The sequence below is a fragment of the Paenibacillus sp. FSL P4-0113 genome (assembly GCF_038009305.1).
GTDB lineage: Bacteria > Bacillota > Bacilli > Paenibacillales > Paenibacillaceae > Paenibacillus > Paenibacillus polymyxa_D.
In genome coordinates this window covers 3,917,985-3,937,632 of record NZ_JBBPAZ010000001.1, presented here as the reverse complement: position 1 = coordinate 3,937,632, position 19,648 = coordinate 3,917,985, and the positions used below count along the sequence as shown (strand labels likewise).

General features: G+C 46.7%; 18 protein-coding genes and 1 pseudogene. 5 read left to right on the top strand and 14 right to left on the bottom strand.

The window, feature by feature from the left end; all coding sequences use genetic code 11:
• Positions 1 to 253: 253 nt before the first annotated feature.
• The 3 genes from MKX46_RS16945 to MKX46_RS16935 form a co-directional block, all read right to left on the bottom strand.
• A complete protein-coding gene (locus MKX46_RS16945) occupies positions 254 to 403 on the bottom strand; it encodes a hypothetical protein (protein WP_341071520.1) in 150 nt (49 codons plus the stop codon).
• A gap of 38 nt (positions 404 to 441) precedes the next feature.
• Positions 442 to 1,740: an ABC transporter substrate-binding protein gene (locus MKX46_RS16940; RefSeq protein WP_341071519.1), complete on the bottom strand. Its 1,299-nt coding sequence runs from the start codon at positions 1,738 to 1,740 to the stop codon at positions 442 to 444.
• Between the two features lie 249 nt (positions 1,741 to 1,989).
• Positions 1,990 to 2,547: a GNAT family N-acetyltransferase gene (locus MKX46_RS16935; RefSeq protein ID WP_341038380.1), complete on the bottom strand. Its 558-nt coding sequence runs from the start codon at positions 2,545 to 2,547 to the stop codon at positions 1,990 to 1,992.
• Between the two features lie 164 nt (positions 2,548 to 2,711).
• Between MKX46_RS16935 and MKX46_RS16930 the strand changes: the two genes are divergently transcribed.
• Positions 2,712 to 3,587: a S16 family serine protease gene (locus MKX46_RS16930; protein ID WP_341071518.1), complete on the top strand. Its 876-nt coding sequence runs from the start codon at positions 2,712 to 2,714 to the stop codon at positions 3,585 to 3,587.
• Positions 3,580 to 4,194: a hypothetical protein gene (locus MKX46_RS16925; RefSeq protein WP_165149263.1), complete on the top strand. Its 615-nt coding sequence runs from the start codon at positions 3,580 to 3,582 to the stop codon at positions 4,192 to 4,194. The genes MKX46_RS16930 and MKX46_RS16925 overlap by 8 nt, the downstream gene beginning before the upstream one ends.
• Before the next feature lie 69 nt (positions 4,195 to 4,263).
• Here the strand turns inward: MKX46_RS16925 and MKX46_RS16920 are convergent, their stop codons facing one another.
• The 9 genes from MKX46_RS16920 to MKX46_RS16880 all read right to left on the bottom strand — a co-directional run bounded on the left by MKX46_RS16920 (position 4,264) and on the right by MKX46_RS16880 (position 14,004).
• The gene (locus MKX46_RS16920; RefSeq protein ID WP_341071517.1) at positions 4,264 to 4,719 is read right to left on the bottom strand and encodes a hypothetical protein; all 456 of its coding nucleotides are present in this window, start codon (positions 4,717 to 4,719) and stop codon (positions 4,264 to 4,266) included.
• A 49-nt stretch (positions 4,720 to 4,768) separates the two neighbouring features.
• Positions 4,769 to 5,752, bottom strand: coding sequence for an ABC transporter ATP-binding protein (locus MKX46_RS16915; RefSeq protein ID WP_341071516.1), 984 nt, complete (start codon positions 5,750 to 5,752; stop codon positions 4,769 to 4,771).
• Entirely contained in the window at positions 5,724 to 6,761 is a 1,038-nt protein-coding gene (locus tag MKX46_RS16910) for an ABC transporter ATP-binding protein (RefSeq protein WP_341071515.1), read from the bottom strand. The genes MKX46_RS16915 and MKX46_RS16910 overlap by 29 nt, the downstream gene beginning before the upstream one ends.
• Before the next feature lie 75 nt (positions 6,762 to 6,836).
• Complete coding sequence (locus MKX46_RS16905) at positions 6,837 to 7,682, bottom strand: ABC transporter permease (protein ID WP_013308329.1); 846 nt, start codon at positions 7,680 to 7,682, stop codon at positions 6,837 to 6,839.
• Positions 7,683 to 7,686: 4 nt separating this feature from the next.
• The gene (locus MKX46_RS16900) at positions 7,687 to 8,637 is read right to left on the bottom strand and encodes an ABC transporter permease (RefSeq protein ID WP_023986565.1); all 951 of its coding nucleotides are present in this window, start codon (positions 8,635 to 8,637) and stop codon (positions 7,687 to 7,689) included.
• A 73-nt stretch (positions 8,638 to 8,710) separates the two neighbouring features.
• Positions 8,711 to 10,330 carry an ABC transporter substrate-binding protein gene (locus tag MKX46_RS16895; protein WP_318628166.1) on the bottom strand — a complete coding sequence of 540 codons (1,620 nt, stop codon included), beginning with the start codon at positions 10,328 to 10,330 and terminating at the stop codon, positions 8,711 to 8,713.
• A 157-nt stretch (positions 10,331 to 10,487) separates the two neighbouring features.
• On the bottom strand, positions 10,488 to 10,850 hold the full coding sequence (locus MKX46_RS16890; RefSeq protein WP_013308326.1) for a DUF1304 domain-containing protein: 363 nt from the start codon (positions 10,848 to 10,850) through the stop codon (positions 10,488 to 10,490).
• Between the two features lie 130 nt (positions 10,851 to 10,980).
• Positions 10,981 to 12,492: a methyl-accepting chemotaxis protein gene (locus MKX46_RS16885; RefSeq protein WP_318628165.1), complete on the bottom strand. Its 1,512-nt coding sequence runs from the start codon at positions 12,490 to 12,492 to the stop codon at positions 10,981 to 10,983.
• Positions 12,493 to 12,750: 258 nt separating this feature from the next.
• Positions 12,751 to 14,004: a cation:dicarboxylate symporter family transporter gene (locus MKX46_RS16880; protein ID WP_069010145.1), complete on the bottom strand. Its 1,254-nt coding sequence runs from the start codon at positions 14,002 to 14,004 to the stop codon at positions 12,751 to 12,753.
• 212 nt (positions 14,005 to 14,216) lie between these two features.
• On the opposite strand from MKX46_RS16880, the gene MKX46_RS16875 reads away from it, so the two are divergent.
• Positions 14,217 to 15,521 (top strand): sensor histidine kinase, encoded by a 1,305-nt coding sequence (locus MKX46_RS16875; protein WP_029516894.1) that lies wholly within the window; start codon positions 14,217 to 14,219, stop codon positions 15,519 to 15,521.
• A 5-nt stretch (positions 15,522 to 15,526) separates the two neighbouring features.
• Positions 15,527 to 16,456, top strand: coding sequence for a response regulator (locus MKX46_RS16870; RefSeq protein WP_013308322.1), 930 nt, complete (start codon positions 15,527 to 15,529; stop codon positions 16,454 to 16,456).
• An 81-nt stretch (positions 16,457 to 16,537) separates the two neighbouring features.
• Here the strand turns inward: MKX46_RS16870 and MKX46_RS16865 are convergent, their stop codons facing one another.
• The gene (locus MKX46_RS16865; protein WP_049816963.1) at positions 16,538 to 17,041 is read right to left on the bottom strand and encodes a MarR family transcriptional regulator; all 504 of its coding nucleotides are present in this window, start codon (positions 17,039 to 17,041) and stop codon (positions 16,538 to 16,540) included.
• A 103-nt stretch (positions 17,042 to 17,144) separates the two neighbouring features.
• Positions 17,145 to 18,643: pseudogene (locus MKX46_RS16860) on the bottom strand (monooxygenase).
• A 307-nt stretch (positions 18,644 to 18,950) separates the two neighbouring features.
• Here MKX46_RS16860 and MKX46_RS16855 point away from each other — a divergent pair.
• Positions 18,951 to 19,448: a DinB family protein gene (locus tag MKX46_RS16855; protein ID WP_039274097.1), complete on the top strand. Its 498-nt coding sequence runs from the start codon at positions 18,951 to 18,953 to the stop codon at positions 19,446 to 19,448.
• Positions 19,449 to 19,648 lie beyond the last annotated feature (200 nt).

Genomic DNA, 19,648 nt, shown 5'->3' with positions numbered 1-19,648 from the left:
ATTTCACTCGCATTCTCCTTTCGTAGTTTTGAATATGAGTCAATCGTTTCTTTTGTTGTGTCTAGATTATCAAATAGTACAGAAGAAATTTCAATGGACTGGCGTAGATAGTATGTTGATGACGTAAACAGCATGAAATACGAGTACATTTCCGTCCGGACAACTAAAGAGGGTGTCGCAAATCAGCTGTAAATTAGCTGTTTCGCGGCACCCTCCATTCATTTGGGCATGCCTCTCTGATGATTCATAATATTCACGGCAATACATCATCTGAGTATACCTCAAGCAGGTTATTAATATAATTTCTGCTCATGGGAAGATTGGTAATCTCATGACCATTAAAAATATCGACGTTCCTTGCTTGTTTATAAGGCCCCCACAGCGCTTGATGCTTTTTCGGCATCTAGTCACCTTCCTCCCCGGTCACGGGTCATCCCGTGCCTACTTGACCGCCTTGGATATGATCTGATTCAACTTTTCAATGGTTGCCGCAGCATCCTGCTTGCCCAAGAACATCAGGTCGATGGTCTCCGTGATATCCGAGTTCAACCCCGGCACCTGAGCATCATAGGCCAATGCAGATCCATGAGCATGCCCTATGTTACGTCCCTCGGTCAAATAGCTTGAATGCTCAATGGTCGCCTTTTTCATAATGCTCTCATCTGCGGCAGCAAGCGTACCCATGGCATTCCCACCTTCAACCAGCCGCGCCTCCTGCCCCTTCACAGAGACGTAGAATGCCGCCAGCTTCATGGCCTCTTGCACATGCGGACTATTTTTATTTACAGCTACATAGGCAACCGGAATGGCAACGGGCTCATTCTTTCCGGTATTGGATGGCCAGTAGATATAATCAAAGTCGAGGCTTTTATTTTGACTAAACAAGGGCTCCAGCCATCTTCCCGCCGCCAGCATACCGACTTGATTGGACATGAACATCGCGTCAGCCCCTTGCCCTTTGGGAAGTGATCCGAGATATACGGCATTTCCCCTTTTCACCATATCGTACATAAAACTGAAGGCTTCCTTGCCCTTTTCATTGTGGTCCAGCACATATTTGCCTTGTTCATCAAAAATCTGACCGCCATTCGACCAGACCCATGAATACCAGTGAGCCCACCAGTTTTCCGCAATATAACCCTGTTTTCCGGCTGCCTTCAGCTTGGAAGTAGCCTCCTCAAAGGCATCCCAGTTCCACTTGCCTTCGTCATAGTATTCTTGCGGCGTCTTCACGCCTGCTTCCTTGAATACCTTTTTGTTGTAATACATGACCATCGGGTTTGAGTCGGGAGTGACCCCATAGATTTCCCCATCACGCTTTGCCGGTCCCCACAATCCTTCTGGAAAATCCTCAGCCTTCACATCACTTGCATCACTTTTTAAAAACTCACCCAAAGGCTGTACCTGCTTCGCCCCGATCAAACGCGCAATCGTCGGTTCATACGAATAAAACACATCCGGTCCGCGACTTCCCTGAAGCTGTGTCAACAGCTTTTGCTCATATTGGTCTCCCGGTACAGGCACCAGCTTAACCTCGATATTCGGGTTTTCCTTTTCAAATGCATCGAGTGCCCGCTGATACACCTTTACCTCCGCAGGATTACCCCAAACCTGCATCGTAAGCCGCACTTTTTGCCCGTCTGTGTTCTCTATTTTGGGAGAGGTACTGCATGCCGCTGCAAGTAAAAACAGAACGATGAGGAAAAATCCAATCTTTATCCAGCTCATGTAATCGTCCACTTTAACCGCCTCCTGTAGCTTCACTTGGTTGTATGCCTTCCTATTTTAAAACGCTTACAAAACTTCCCTATCATCATATGTAGAAGGGTGAGACACGATATCCCCATTTTCATTTTCATATAAATTTTCTCTTTTGGAGGACTCTGATATGACAGCGATCAAGGGAAAGTAAAGGCTGCACAACAAAAAAAGAAGAATGCAGATCACCTGCTTCCTTCTTTCGTATTCCTTGAGCTATAATTCAGTTTTCTAAATCTTTATTAGCATCTTTTCAAAAGTATTATAGCCGTTCGTTTCGCCTATATACGTATAACCGCATTGTCTGTAAAACTCGCTAAGCTTGTCATTGCCCGCAATACAGTCTAAACGGATTCGGTCCTTGCCTGTGAAGTGGATACCTTGTTCAATCCATTGCATCAGCTCACGGCCTAGACCCTTCCCGGTGCTATCGCGATCCACAACCAAACGATGCAGATATACTGAGGTTCCTCCCTCAGAATCCGTTTCGTCTAATCCCCACAACTTACGGTCCCATGCACTGGGCTGCTGCTGCAAGATCACTGCGCCTGCCAAGCCTTGATCCTCTGATGCTCGGAAAATAATCACTTCTCCACGTGCAATAGCGCCGCCTAGGTTGTGATCATCTTTTCCTTTTAGTAAGCGTCCCCATTGCGTAGAGCCTTTGCTGTGCAGCCACCTGGCCGTCTTTAAAATTAACTCCTGAACCTGCTCCTGATCTTCAGTGCTTGCCTGAAAAGCCATTAATCCTGGTTTGACGGATGATTCGACAATAGTCATTGATGTCATGCTGCACCTCAGCTCTCTAATTTTCCTTATGTATAAAATATAGCATAAAAAAAGAGCGTCGGTGATCTGGCAGAGCGTTAAAAATATGTATACTACTATACTCTTATCGGTCATTTATGGTGAAAAATGTAACCTTTCTAATCTTTTCAACCGATGATATCCGTATGAGAACAGTTGGAAAGGTTGTGAATGAGGTGCCAAGCCGTAATCCATATCTCCTCAAAAAGATATTTGGCATTAACAAAGAACGTATACTCATTTTCGCGCTGCTGCTGATCCCGGCTATCGCCGCCTTTATTGGAACACGGCCTATGCCTGCACAGTATATTTTGCAAGGAGAAATGCATCCGGTCAAAGATCTTGGCGTTCAGGGAAGCGTGTTTTTTGCGTCTGTTCAAACGGGTATTGCTAACAATCTCCTGGAGCGTTGGAATGTATACTCCAGTGAAAATGTATCCGGGGGTGCGATTAAGTTTGAACCCATTGCCCCTGATGAAGTGGACTCTTATTTGAAGGACCTTTCAGAGACGGACACGCTAAAATATTCTGCTATGCAAGCTGTACATGCAGCGACGGAATTAAGTGTAGACAGCGAAACAGGTGGTGATTCAACAGCTTTCTCGAATCTTAGCAAATTGGAGGATGCTCGCTATGCGGAGCTATTGACTCATTTGCAGGATCTTGCGGGGAATTCCTTGGGTCTGATGACAGGCATCGGACTGTATGAGGAAGCCAATAACATCGACTTTTCAGATGGCGGACGTCACAAAATTGCAGGCACTGGCACGATGGAAGAATACGGGGATGTCGGATCGGTCGGTGGGCTGGAGCAAAAACTGCTGGGAGCCGAGGCGGCAAAGGTTGATCTATTTTTCGTACCGGCAGATTATGAATGGTATGGGGAGGAAGGCAACGAAGCAGAGGCTGCCCGAGTCCAAAAGGAACATGGACTCAAACTGCGCATTATCCCCGTAGAAACACTGGAGGATGCTATCGTGTATTTGAAGCAACTAGACTGGGAGGAAGTACATCTTGAATGAATCAGATTCCAAAGCATTTCCATCCAAGACAGCTGGCAGCGTACACCAAGCCTTGCTAGCGGTGGGCACTATAGGTGAATTTATTATCCTTATTTTTACGTTAGTGTATATTTACGCAAATGATTTTTATTATGATCATCTATACGAGTTGGAGCAAAAATTTACAGTCTTTAGCTTTGTTCTGTACTACATGTGTTTTGTAACCTATCTGATCTGGCTAGTTCAAGTACATAAAGCCATCCGGCAAAAACATTCCGATTATCCGATTCGTACCGTGGGAGCCATTGCTCGCATGATTCCTTTTATTAACTTGTGGGGATTCTCCAATACATTCACCCATATTTATAGGTACTTTGCGCTCCACCCCGAATTGGAGCGTAAAGCTCGTTATATTCAAAAGATGATTGTTCCGCTATATTTTGTCTGGTTTGGTGAAGGAATTATTAACCGGATTCTTATCTTACATTTTTCCCAAATGGAATCGATGTCCATGTTGTTGGGAGCTATTATGCAAACCACCAGAATGGCCTTCTTTTACTGCATGACACGAATCATTCACAATAGTCTGGTTATGCTGAATAAAAAAGATGAAGAAGGATTGCATTAAAAAATGAGCTGGCCTCCACGGTCAGCTCGTTTCAATTTCTGGTAAAGTATATTACTTCATCCCCAGGATTTAATGCGTCTGTGAAGCAGGTACAATTCGGTATAATCCTGAAGTCTCGCCAGCCGCGGGACGTACTTCCTGGATGACCCAGCCTAATGAAAGTACCCGTTCTAGCCAATCATACTCAGCCTTCGTCAGTTCGGATGTAACGGCTTCGCTTCCTTCCTCCAGTGACAGCTCAGGCTCCCGTCTGAACGCAACGGCAATCCACGAACGAATGCCCCGGATCGTATTGTACTTGATCTGATATCCGTCCGCTACCGCGCTGACAAACACCTCCGGCTCTTGGGACGCCAGCCCAGTGACAAGCTCTGTGTAATCAAAATCGAGTGGTCCATCTGTTGGTAGCTCATTTTGCTGCACCCGACGGATTAATTCCTCTTGGGACCAGCCTAAAGAGCGTAATGATTCCAACAAGAGCGCGTCCCATTGGGAAATACGTACTCTTTTCGTCGATTCAGTCATCGTTTTTTACCTCCTTTGGGTCATGCACATCGTACAACCGCTTTTAACCCTAACGGTTAACCGGATATGCTACATAATGGCCGGGACTGATTTCTCTCAGCTCGGTTGCACTGTTGTTATCCTTGTCCCATACTAATGAACCGTCTGGTTGGGCCAAGCTTCCCCCCAGTCCCTCCCGCTCTCCGACTGCTCTCGGATCAGGCACAGGGATGGAGGACAGCAGCGCCTGCGTATAAGGGTGAGCGGGCTGCTCATACAATTCATCTGCATCGGCTACTTCTACCAGTCGGCCATGGTACATCACACCGATTCGGTCTGAAATATGCCGCACCATCGACAAGTCATGGGCGATGAACAGGTACGTCAGCCCGAACTCCTGCTGGAGATCCTCCAGCGTGTTAATGACCTGCGCCTGGATGGACACATCGAGTGCCGAAATCGGCTCGTCACAGACGATGAACTCGGGGTTCACGGACAGAGCACGAGCGATGGAAATCCGCTGGCGCTGCCCGCCGCTGAACTCGTGCGAGTAGCGGTACAGATGCTCTCGCTTCAGCCCTACCTTCTCCAGTAAAGCCACTACGGCATCCTTACGCTCACTCCCCTGATGCAATCTGTGAATATCCATCGGCTCACCGATCAGGTCAAGCACGTTCATACCCGGATTAAGAGAGGAATATGGGTCCTGAAAAATGCTCTGAATGCGCCGACGCAGCGGCTTGAGCTGTTTATCGTTCAGCTTGGAAATATCCTGGCCGTCAAAGCGTACCGTACCTTCTGTATAATCGTATAACCGCGTCAGACAGCGTCCAACCGTCGATTTGCCACTCCCTGACTCACCGACCAGTCCGAACGTCTCGCCACGCTTGATTTGAAAGCTCACGCCATTCACCGCCTTGAGCACCTCAGAGCTACGCCCTAACAAATCCTTTGCGGTCACAAAATGCTTCTTAAGCTGGTGTACCTCTACCAAGGGCTGATGCTCGCCCAATACATTCTTTGCTTCACTCACCGCTATTCTCCCCTTCCGCATGGCCCGCTTCGGGCGTCTCGTAGACTCCAGCAGGCACGGCGTCCGGCTCGTTCAACCAGCAGGCTGCTCGCTGGTCCGGGCGCAGCTCCACCATCGGCGGCCGCTCTACACAGCGGGCAAACGCATGCGGGCACCGTTCCATGAACGGACAGCCCGATGGCGGGTTCAGCAGGTCCGGCGGCGTGCCCTCAATCGGCACCAGCCGCTCTCGGAAGCCGTTCGTACGCTGGGGCACAGAACGCAGCAGGCCCTGCGTATACGGGTGGCCCGGACGATAAAAGATATCGTCCACGCGTCCCTCCTCCATCACCATGCCGCCGTACATCACGATGACACGGCTGCACACCTGGGCGACGACGCCCAGATCATGGGTGATTAGAGCAATCGACATGTCGGATTGCTGCTTTAAAGACTTGAGCAGCTCCAAGATTTGCGCCTGAATCGTCACGTCCAGCGCTGTAGTCGGCTCATCTGCAATCAGCAGCTCCGGGCTGCACGAGAGCGCCATAGCAATCATCACCCGCTGGCGCATCCCGCCGCTGAATTGATGCGGGTATTGGTTCATTCGGCGCTCCGGCTCGGTAATGCCTACTTGTCGCAGCAGTTCTACAGCTGCTTGCGTAGCCGCTTCCTTGCTCAGTCCTCGATGTCTGCGAATCACCTCGACCAGGTGATAGCCAACCTTTTTGACCGGATTCAGCGAGGTCATCGGGTCCTGAAAGACCATCGCAATCTGGTTTCCACGTATTTTGCGCCATTGCTTTTCCGTCAGAGCGGTCAGACTTTGTCCCCGATAACGGATATCGCCGTTCAGCCGCTTGCCCGGCGGGGCTATCATCGACATGATCGCTTTCGCTGTCACACTTTTGCCGCTGCCGGATTCTCCTACGATTCCTACCGTTTCTCCAGCATCAATATGAAAACTAACCCCTCGAACTGCCTGATTCTCCCCCTCACGAGTGAAAAACGAGACCTCCAGCTGTTCGACGGACAGTAGATGTTCTATCATTGTGTTTTCGCTCCTTCCTATCGCTCCTGGAGCCATTTGTAATGGGCCTGTACTATGAATCTATGAAACTATGAATCATCGTTTTACTAATTTGGGTTCAAAGCCTACACGCAGCACATCTCCCAAAACATTAAAGCTCAACACAGTCAGTAAAATAAGCAATCCCGGAAACAATGCCATATATGGGGCCTGTGCAATATATCCTTGGGCATTATTCAGCATACTGCCCCACGTAGCATTCGGCAGCTGAACACCAAAGCCGAGGAAGCTCAGTGACGATTCCATCATAATTGCTGAAGCGATATTGTTCGTCGCCCCTACGATAATTACCGGAATCAGATTAGGTACAATGTGCTTCATAATAATACCAAACGTACTTTGTCCCGAAGCTTTGGCGTATAGTACATACTCCCGTTCACGCAACGTCATTGTCTCTGCACGGACCACCCGGGCAATGTTCATCCACATGAGCAAGGCGATAATGACAATGATATTGCCGACGCCCGGCTTCAAAAACACACTCAGCAGCAAAATAACCAAGAAAGACGGAATCGACATGATCAGCTCCAAAACCCGCATAAGCAGATTGTCGATCCATCCTCCAAAATACCCGCTCACAATACCTACCACTGCACCGATACTGGTCGCAATAATCATGGACGCGAAGCCTACCAGCAATGATACACGTCCGCCGTACAGTGCTCTTGTAAAATAGTCCCGCCCATAATCATCCGTTCCAAACCAGTGTGCCGCTCCCGGTGGTTGGAGACGCTCCAGCACGTTCAACTTATTCGGGTCCTGCGGCGATAAAAATGCGAAAATCGCCCCCAGCGAAAATACAATCAATAGTATGAGGGCGACGGCGCCCATTTTGCTCGTCATCAGCTCGATCCCGATGTTGCGCCATTTGCTCCGATTCATGAATTCACCTCGTTGATTTAATTCTCGGGTCCGCAATGCTGTACAAGATATCCGCAAGCAGATTACCCAGGATCAGCAGCAGAGCGGAAAATAAAGTAATCCCCATGATGACAGGATAATCCATCCCTTTTACCGCCGTCATGCCCAGCGAGCCAATGCCCGGCCAGGAAAATACCGTCTCCGTCACAATGGCTCCAGCCACCAAGTCCGCAACCGACATTCCGAGCAGCGTAATGATGGGCAGCAGCACATGCTTGAGAACATGTCGAAACAAAACTAGTCTTTTTCCAGACCCGAACGCGTATTGAATCTGCACGTACTCTTCCTTGAGCTGCGTAATTGTGCTGGAACGGATGTACCTCACATACACAGACAGAAAACCGAAGGCCAGTACAAAACATGGTAAAATCCCATGCTTGATCACATCCAGCACCGAGTCCGTACCGATGGTACGCATCCCAGTACTCGGAAGCCAATGCAGATAAATCGCAAACAAATAAATAAGTAAAATACCGAGCCAAAACAGCGGAACCGAAATGCCGATGTACGACATCAGATTAATCAGCTTGTCGATCCAGCGATTCCGATTAGCCGCAGCCGTCAAACCGAGTGGAATGGCAATCAGCACAGCCAGTATGATGGATGCGCCCATTAACCCGGCTGTTGCCGGGAGACGATCGAGAATCTGATCCAGCACGGGCTGGTGATTAATTAGCGAGTAGCCGAGATCACCCGTTAGGCTCTTTTTAAGCCATAATATGTACTGCACATAAGCGGGCTGGTCCAGCCCCAAGCTATGCCTCATGCGTTCAATGTCTTCCAGATGCATATTCGGTGTAACAAAAGAGAGAACCGGATCACCTGGAGCCAGCTTGATCAAGCCGAAGCAGACGATGGACACAAAAAATAGCATCGGTATAACTTGCAGCAACCTTCTGGCGATGAGTTGTCTCATACGTTTCCCTTCCCCTTGCTGTTTTCGAAAAAAATAAGCTGGTTAGCCCAGCTTATTTTTTGAAAACCCTGTCTTATTTGTGATAAATTTTGGACAAATCCTCGAAAATCACAACCGGCTTTAACACAGCCTGATCAATACCGCCATACTGCTTGTCGAAGGCTACAATAGTCTTGGTGTAAGCAATCGGGTAGATGACTGCATCATTAGCCAGCAGCTCTTGTACCTTTTTATAAATTTCGCCACGTTTAGTCGTATCCGACTCACCCGCGCCCTCTTCCAGCAGCTTATCCACTTCTTTATTTGAATAATGCGAATAGTTGGAGGATGATCCGGTGCTATACAAAATACGATACGCGTCCGGGTCATAACCCATGATATAGCCGCTGATCGCCAAGTCGAAGTCCTTGGCATTGGTGTCCACAAATTTTTGCGACCAAGCTGAGGAATCCATGCTGTTCACGTCCAGCTGAACGCCTATGTCCTTGAACTTCTGCTGGATATAGAGCGCTTGTGCTTCCTGTACCTTGTTGCCGCCCGGAATGATAATGCGCAGCTTCAGTCCTTCAGCGCCAACCGATTTCAGCAACTCTTTTGCCTTGTTCACATCATTATTAAAAAATGCAACGTCGTTCGTGTGATACAGTACGTCCTGTGTCAGAGCAGATTTCGCAGTGTCTGCGTAATCCTTGGAGCCATAGGAAACTTGAATCAACTCATCCTGATTCAGCGCGTAAGAGAGCGCCTGACGCACTTCTTTTTTGTTCAACTGCTTCGTATCACTGTTTTCATTAAACATCAGATAAGCCAAGCGACCTTCGCTGTAAGGGAAAATGTCAAACTTATCTGTTGCTTTAATGGTCTCCACATTTTGCGGATCTAGATAGTTTACATTGATCTCACCATTTTGAAGAGCCAAATTCGCAGCATTCGAATCTTTAACAATCCGATATGTTACTGAATCCAAATGCGGCTTGCCACCAACATAGTTATCGAACCGTTCAAGTGTAACGTACTCACCGGTTTTGTACTCTTTAAATTTGAAAGGACCTGATCCAATCGGTGAGTTGTTTTTCGTGCTTTTCTCAATATCCGCTTCATTCTCGAAAATGTGCTTCGGAATCGGGGATACCTGTACCAATGCTGCCTCAAAAGCAGGAGCTGGCTGAGGAAGCTTGAAATCCACTGTTGTATCATCAACCTTGCTTACCTGAACCGGTTTGCCATTAACCATAAAATTACTTCTCAAAAAGCTGTGCTGCTTCTCATCCAAAATTTTGTTAATGGTGAAAACAACATCGTCAGCTGTCAGCTTCTCTCCATCATGCCAAGTCAGATTTTTTTTCAGTTTTAGTGTATACGTCAGCTTGTCTGCTGAAGGAGTCAGACTGTCTGCCAAATAAAATGTCTTTTTGCCATTGTTCACTTGAAATAATGGTGCGAATATCGCCTGGTCTATCGTCAGACTTACCCGATCACCCGCATAGTTCGGATTCAGCACCACCGGATCAGCTTGTACGCCAATGATCAGGCTGCCACCATCTTTAGGCTGTCCGTTATCAGCTGTTGTGGTAGCTGCACCAGTCGTATTTCCATTCGTCTCAGACGTAGATCCAGAATTACCGCCGGAGCATGCACTTACAACCAACATCAATACAATGAATACCAATACACCAGTCAAATTACGACGCATCGCTCTAGCCCCCGTGTTCTCCTAATATGTAATAAATTTATTATAAATCGGAATAGTCGGATTTACAATCGGTCAAAAACTGTTTATTCCCCTTGTCATTAGCATTCCAGACATTATGTGATCGAATCTAGAAAAAAGACACCCGGTAAGGGTGTCTTCAGAGTATCCACAAACTGATCAGTGCCAGGATGGCAGGCAGGCCTTGCTTTAATAAAATAGACTTATTGGCAGTTAATGCACCATACACCGCAGCCACTACCACACAAATGACAAAGAATAATTGGATTTGCCGCCCGATCACAGGTTCCGGATAGAACAAGCCCCACACCAATCCGGCTGCCAAGAAGCCGTTGTACAGCCCCTGATTTGCAGCCAAGGATTTGCTTGCTTCCGCCAGCTCCTTCGAGGTGCCGAACGTACGCATCGCCCGCGGAGTCGTCCACAGAAACATTTCCAATATTAGAATGTACACATGCTCCAGAGCTACAATTCCGACCAATATTGAACTAAGTAAGCTCAAGTATATTCCTCTTTTCCACATAAAGTTACTATGAGGTGACTTTTAGATCTATCCTCGAAAAGTATAGTTCATCTTCCAAAAACAGTAAAGAGACCGAACCTAAGGCCCGGCCTCATTTCTACATGAAGCCTTACATTGTTCTCGCAAAATCCAACAAAGCTTTGGACATGCTGTTGATCTCGTCCGTAGATGCATTCACTTGCTGCGTTAGCGCTGCTTGTGTTTGTGTCAGCGTAGACATATTACCGATATTGTGCAAAATCCGCTCAATGAGTGTCTTCATTTCGTCCAGACTGGTCTCGATATTTCCGGTCGCATCAGCACTGTGAATGGCAAGTTTTCTCACTTCATCTGCGACTACCGCAAACCCCCGCCCCTGCTCGCCCGCACGTGATGCCTCAATGGCAGCATTCAGACCCAACAGATTCGTTTGATTCGCAATCTCTTTAATGAAGTTGGAGATGTTTTGGGTCTCTTCTGCACTGACTTTGGCTTGATTCGCTGCCTCTGTCGATTGCTCCTGAGCCGTAGCCAGCTCCTGCGCTTGGTTACTAACCGAATTAACACCATTCACCATTTCCGTAATGGAATCGGAGAGATGCTGGATCTTGAGCGTGAGTTCATCCGCAATAGCCTGCTTTTCCTTTTCTATTGTAATGTCACGAATGGTACCCGCAATCCGAATAGGCACTCCCTTGCTATCGCGCAATGTTTTTCCACTGCAATAATACCAGCGATGCTCACCATTCTTACGCACCAAACGACATTCCATTTCATAAGGTGTGCGCCCTGTATAATCATTTAAATGATCATTCAAAACTTTAATCGCCATTTCGGCGTCCTCAGGATACAGAATTGAAGCCCAACTGCTAAGCTTGCTTGGGAAATCTTGCTCATCCTTAAAGCCCAGCGTAGCCCGGAATTGCGGTGACCACCAAAATATACTATCCGGATTCTCAATGTCTCCTCCAATAATGTTTACATCGTAAGGAGCCTCCACCAAAACACGATTAATGAGATCGTATCTTGTAACCAATGCCTGAAGCTCCTCAGACTTAATCTTCTGATCGTGCACATCCAACAGAGCGCCTGCAATCCGAAGCGGCACTCCCTGCTGGTCACGGATCGTCGTTCCGGTAGCCCGGAACCAACGATATTCTCCATGCTTCAGCCTCAAGCGATACTGTACGTCATAAGGGGTCTTTCCCGTAAAGTCCAGTAAATGATCAGACAATTCTGCCAAAGACCTGTCATAATCTTCGGGATGCAGCCGAGATGACCAGCTATCTAATACATTAGGGAAGTCCTTTTCGCTCTGATACCCCAGCATAGAACGGAATTCTTCTGACCATGTGAACGTATTACTTGGATTGACAGGATCACCCGCAATGACCTCCATGTCCCATAAGCCAATCTCTATAGCCTTGGTAACAAGCTTCAAACGGATATCAACATGTTGAGCATCATTTTTCATGGACTCTATCGCTTGGTTAACATTGTTTGCGATTTCTTGAACCTCAGGAGAAGCTGAGGAAACCTGTATTGCAGCAGAGTAATCTTTTTGCTGTATTCTTTGTGAAAGTTTGCGGCTTTCTTCTACTAAAGGAGCAAGTGATTGAGACTCATTTTTCTTGAGAAACATATATGATCTTCCCTTCTAAGCCAATATATAAAACGGTATAATTTAATATCGGAATTTTATTAAGAATCATTATAATTAAATCTTTAATTACATAGGCATTAAGACTTATTTTTCATGTCCATATACCTATAATTCCATACAGAAAACATCGAAAAATGTCGAAAAAGGAAGAATTCTAACAAGTCTGGAAACAGAAAGGGCACCTTTGCATTACTGCGCAAAAGTGCTCTTTCTGTCAACTATTCAGTTCGTTATATCTTATTTAATTGAAGCAACGTATTCCTCGCCCTTTTCTTTATCATATTGGCCTTCCCATTTGGACATGACCACAGCGGCAAGCGAGTTACCTAATACATTAACTACCGTACGCGCCATATCCAGAATGCGATCAATACCAGCGATAAAAGCCAAACCCTCCAGCGGGAGGTTCACTGCTCCAAGCGTAGCGAGCAAAACGACAAAGGAAGCACCCGGCACACCTGCAATACCTTTGGAAGAAATAATTAATACTAGTACCAGCGTGATCTGTGTCGTGATTGGCAGATCAATACCATACATTTGGGCAATGAAAATCGCAGCCAGTGCCTGATACAGGGTGGAACCGTCCAGATTAAAAGAATACCCAATCGGAATGACAAAGGACGTAATTCCTTTAGGACATCCGAACTTCTCCATCTTCTCCATGATCTTAGGCAAAACACTTTCCGAACTGGCCGTCGAATATGCAAGCAACAGCTCACTTTTCAAAATTTTAATCATGGTCCAGAGACGGGTACCGCACAGCTTGGCGATAATTCCGAAAACAATCACAATGAACAGCGCCATGGAGCCGTACACCGACAAAACAAGCTTCAATAACGGCCATAATGAAGCCAACCCAAACTTGGCCACTGTCGTTCCAATCAGTGCAAATACTCCGAACGGAGCCAGGCGCATGACCTGATTGGTTACCCAGAACATGGCGTCGGCTACGCCTTCAAAGAAATTCAGCACAGGCTTGCCCTTGTCACCAATCGCCGCTACCCCTAGTCCAAACAGTACGGAGAAGAATATAATAGCGAGCATATCTCCCTCGCCCAGAGCTTGAATAACATTGGTAGGAACAATATGCACAATCGTATCTATAAAGCTATGGCCTGACTTCTCTGCAGTCTCCACATAGGAATGGATATCACTCTTCGCCAGGTGGGACATGTCCACGCCGTCACCAGGTCGAACCAGGTTGGCAACAAGCAGTCCGAACAGGATGGCGACTGTCGTTACAATCTCAAAGTACAGAATGGACTTTCCGCCAAGTTTACCTAGTTTTTTCATATCGCCCACGCCGGCAACGCCGATAATGAGCGTTGAGATCACAATAGGCACGACAATCATCTTGATCAAGCGGATGAAAATATCGCCGATTGGCTTTAAGTAGACTTCCACCCCTGAATTGCCGTAAAATAAGGCACCAATAATAATACCTAAAGCCAGACCGATAAAGATTTGCATCGTCAAATTAATCTTTTTCACTTCGTGTCCCCCCCTGGCTGATTTGTATATTTTTGCAGTATGCTGTTCTTAATATTCAAATGATGTTATTTATACTACAATCTGATCTATAAAAACCGACAATTATCTACAGCTGCATTTATTTTTTTCTATAAATTCACAAACTTTAACGACGAGCCTGTGAATTTAGCTCACATTGCCTTTCTGACTGAATACCCAGGAGGTGAATATGAATGAAGTTGAACACGCTCCTTTTCCTGCTCATGCTTGTATTTGTACCGCTCGCAGGTGAGCTGAATATTCACCCGTTCGCTAATACATTCCGTCTCAGCTTTGGTACGCCTGTATTTTTTTTCTTTCTGTTATCTATTCGTCATATTCCGCCTGCATTATCGGGAGTGCTTGCAGGGATAGCGGTAGTCGCCTTTCGCATCTTACTCAATCATTACACTCAGTCCAGTCTTCTCTTCGAAGAGTTGCTGATCTTGCATGGCCCTACCTTTTTTTATTACATGGTCTACGGTCTGCTCTTCCAGCTCCTTAACATTAATGCTGAGCCTTACCGCGCACTCCGTGTGGGTATCCTCTCTGTAGGGATTGAGGTTGCCGCAAGTGTGTCGGAACTTAGCGTCCGGTGGAGTATTGACGGCGATTTCTGGGACATCATTAAGATCAGTAAAGTAGCTTTTATGGCTATGATCCGCAGCTTCTTCGTGCTTGGGTTTTATAATATGATTCGGTTAAATCAATCGGTCCAGCATGAAGAGGCACAAAGACAGCAGACGGAGCGAATTTTACTTCTTGTATCAGACTTGTATGAGGAGTCGGTCCAGTTAGGCAAAACGCTGTCACATGCAGAACAAATCACTCGTGAAAGCTACGAGCTGTACCGTGAACTGCAACAGGATGAATCTCTAAAGGATAGAGAACATTACGCCAGACAGGCACTTCGTATTTCCGGACAGGTTCACGAGATTAAAAAAGACAGCCAGCGGATTTTTGCTGGTTTGTCCAAGCTGATTGATGCCGAAAGCGGAGTGCATTACATGGCTTCTCAAGAGCTTGGGGAGCTCATCATCCGAACGAACAGCAAGTACGCCCAATCACTGGACAAGTCTATTCGTTTTACCCTAGATGTCGATCCTTTGTTGCCCAAGCTACATGTTTATACCGTTCTGACACTTATTAATAACCTGACAGCCAATGCGGTTGAAGCCATGAGGGACGACGGAAGGATTGACGTTTCTATTCGCTGTCTTCCGGGAAAAGAGGATATAGCTTCCTTTAGTGTTACCGACAACGGTCCGGGTATTCCTCAGCGGAAACGGGAAATGGTCTTCACACCAGGGTATACGACCAAGTATGATGAGGAAGGACAACCGTCGACCGGTATGGGATTGTTTTATGTACGTGAGGTCGCGGAGAGCCTTGAAGGAACGATTGAACTACAACAGATTGAGGAAGAGAATACAGATAGATTACAGACCACTTTTAGAATTACATTGCCTTTACGGAAACTGACGGAGAAAGGAAGATAGCCCGGATGCGTTTTTATATTGTGGATGACGATCAAGGGATTCGTTCTATGCTGGCAGACATTATTGAAGACGAAGGTCTAGGGGAAGTCATCGGGGAAGCGGAGGATGGTTCCTATGTGAATAGCGGCCTGCTGGAGCTGAACCGGATTGATGTATTGCTAATTGACTTGCTGATGCCGCTTCGTGACGGCATTCAGACCGTGCGTGCACTCGGCGATCAATTCAGCGGCAAAATCATTATGATTTCTCGCATCGAATCCAAAAACATGATCGGCGAGGCGTACTCGCTCGGTATTGAATATTATGTGGCCAAGCCTTTGAATCGACTGGAGATTATTGCAGTTATTCATAAGGTGGCTGAGCGTCTGCGCATGCAGCAGTCGATTACGGATATCCAGCGGACGCTTCAAGGGTTGTCGATGTTCACATCGAATAACCCAACGGCAACGATTGAACCGACCCGAAACATCGTAACTTCCGGGCAGTTTCTGCTCTCCGAGATGGGAATGATCGGCGAAGCTGGGAGTATGGATTTGTTGGACATGCTGGAATTTCTGGACCAGTATGAGGAGGAAACAGGCAATCTGTCTCCCTATCTGTTCCCGCCGTTGAAGGATATATTTGCTAATGTAGCATCCAAACGGTTAGGGGCTTCAGCCTCAGCAGTAGAGCTGAGTAAGGAAATTAAAGCATCGGAGCAGCGTGTCCGCCGCGCTATTTTCCAGACGCTAAGCCATATAGTATCGCTCGGGTTGACTGACTATACCCATCCTAAATTTGAAAATTATGCATCCAAATTTTTTGACTTTACAGAAATTCGCAAAAAAATGCTGGAGCTACAAAACAATGTGGAGCCTTCACTGTCCCAAGCCCGCATTAATACGAAAAAGTTCGTACAGGTGCTCTATATGGAAGCAAAACGACTATTGCATTAAGAGAAAACGCACCTGCATCTCCTCATGTATCTATTACTCGGAGATAAAACAGGTGCCCATCGTTGATGATTAGATATCTCTTTAATCCAGACTCTTTCCCTGCCACTCCATAGCTTCCAAGAGATCTACACCATCGGACAGCAGACGTTTCAAGACATTCAGTTCTTCTGAGCTGTAACGATTTAAAAATTGAAATAACTGTTGCTGTACCTCAGCATGCAGTCGCTCATGTACAAGAAAGAGTTTTTTTCCCAACGGGGTTAGCCGAAAATAAATTTCTTTTTTGTTGTCGTTCAGCTGGGTTCTGCGAATCCAGCCTTCCTTGAGCAGCTTGGTGCTGACTTTCGAAACGGTACCTTTGCTCAGCTCCATTCGTTGCGCTAAGGTTGTAACATTGATCGGCTCATGCTGCCCGATACAATCCATAACGTGCACATCCGTCATATTGAGCGAAGTCATTCCATCAAAGTGCTCGCGGATTTCTTCGAGAAAGGTCATGCTCTCTCTTTGCTGATGCTGCTCCCACTGATGATTCATCTTAATAAGCAAATCATAGACATGCTGAACCGATGTCGCCTTTTCCATACGAACAAGTAGTCACTCCTTTGGCATACTCCTCCTTTCATTATAGCCCACATTTGTTTCACAAGAAACAATATGGTCATGTTATGAACATACCCTTTCCCCTTTATACCAATGTGGCAATGCCTTCCTTAATCACACTCAATATATCCGTTTGTTTCATAGAAATGGCCCAAGCGATATACCCATCCGGACGGATGAGAACCGTATGCACATCTCTCCATCCCACGGGCACTTCCTCGGCTACGGCCTCACATATGAAATATGTGAAAGTGAGCTATGGTGAAACTCATTCGATACCTCATTATCCTTTGCAAGATGGAGAAGTACAAAGCGGCCTTCATGAAGAAGATCGTAAGCATACGTTGTCATTCCGTCAGGCAAATGCAATTCAAAATCAGCAAACCGTTTCCCGTTCAGTGGATGCTGCGGTATATTGCTAGCCGCTGGATAACATACATCCAGTGCACTAATCTGCTCTGCCATAGATTGATTAATTTCCGGATGGCGGAACCATTCCTCATGCAATTGGCGGTGTGCCAATACAGCAGGCGTAAAGTCCAATAAACGGGTCTGAACCTCGGTATTCCGTAAGAACTGCGTATTAACCGGATAACGTTCGTCATGATAGCTACTCAGCAGCGTGTCTGGAGCCCAGCCACGAATCATTCCGGCCAGCTTCCATCCCAGATTTACCGCCTCTTGCAAGCCAACATTCATTCCCTGTCCACCTGCTGGGAAGTGGATATGCGCAGCATCACCTGCTAGCAGGATTCTCCCTTTACGATAGGTCTGCGCCTGCCGCGTTGCATTTCCGAATCGAGATAACCAGCGAGGATTGGATACGCCAAGATCTGTACCGAGCAGATCATACAGTCCTGTCTGCACTTCTTCCAGCGTCACAGGTTCGTCCTTCGGAATCTCCATCATTCGCGGTGTAGTCAAAATAACCCGATAAATATCTGGATACACGGGGGCAATCATCACCCCACCTCGTTCACTATATTCGGAATGTACGCCACTTTCAGGCGGATTGACTAACTCTACATCCGCCAATACAGCGGTCAGAGTCGTATCCGTGCCCGGAAAAGCAATCCCGGCTTGTTTACGCACGATACTCCCAGCCCCATCCGCTCCTACGACATAAGCAGCATTCATTACCGATACATTGGCTTGTGGTCCAGATGCGCATACACTCACCACCTCTACGCCCTGCTCGTGCTCTCGCACAGATACCACTTCCATGCCACGATGGACGACAGCTCCCAGCTTGAGCGCATGCTCCTCGATCACTTGCTCTGTAATCACCTGTGGAATAAACAACGTATAATTAGAAGAACTATCAAGCACAGAAAAATCCAAGCGGGTATTCAGCATTGTAAAGTGACCCGTACGTATAGGTCTGCCGCGCTTCATAAAGCGCTCCTTCAATCCACGCATATCAAACATCTCAAGCGTCCGTGGATGTAGCGTAAGCGCACGCGACTGGCCACTTGGCTTCTCTAAACGTTCAATTACACATACGCTTACGCTTGCTAATGCCAACTCAGCAGCTAACCACATTCCAACAGGTCCGCCGCCTACTACAATCACTTCGTAATCCATGTTCACACCCCTATCTAAAATCTTTATTTCCACCACCTAATCGTTTCTCACGAAACAATATATACATACAGAAAGCTCCCCTTAACATTTCCGTATATATTAAACAACATATACAGCTGTCGTTTATTGTTTCTATTGAAACAATATTATTGTAATTTAATTGAGAACAATTATCAACCACTTTATTAAAAAGATTTCTACCCTTTACTTTAAATCATGCATTCATTTACATTTCATAAAATATAATTGTATAATCGTTAAATGAGACTAAGCTAGAACAAACTCTCCATAGAAGGGATGATCATACATGTCAGATGCCAATCAATTATTCGGTCAAGCGCTGGTTAAATCACTGGTCGGGGAACGTGGACATATTCGAGTAGCTCGGGCTTTACCAGACATTGACGTCGAGCTGGCAGGGAAGAAAAATGCAGAAATGCCTTACAGCATTTATCAACTGCTGAAGCATATGATCTACTGGCAGCAATTTATGCTGGAGCATTTGGAAGGACGGAAGCCCCAGCTTCCGGGCAATGTCATGGAAAGCTGGCCCGAAGAGACTGGACCGCAAAGCGAAGAGGCATGGCAGGCTCTCATTAACGAATTTTTACAGGGCGTAGATCAAGCTGTGCAGATTGCCGAAACCGCGCAACTGGATGATTCACTAGCTCATTTCCCAGGTGAAACGAAAGCAGGACTGCTGCGGAATATCGCTTCCCACAATTCATATCATTTGGGTGAAATCGTACTGCTACGCCGGATCTATGGAGCTTGGCCACCACCAGGAGGTGGCTTTCCAGCTTAAAGGCAACACCACCGCTCTAATCAAGATTCCTTCCATCCGCCGCTTCATACCTCCATCATTGCATTGGGATTTAGGCACCGCGAGGAACTCGCTCGCGTAGCCTATATGGGAACCCGCTAACTCGACTTGAAGCCGTTCATCCGTAATCAAGTGCAATCCGAATAACGGTTCCCATGATGCAAGATCAAAGAGAGGTTTCG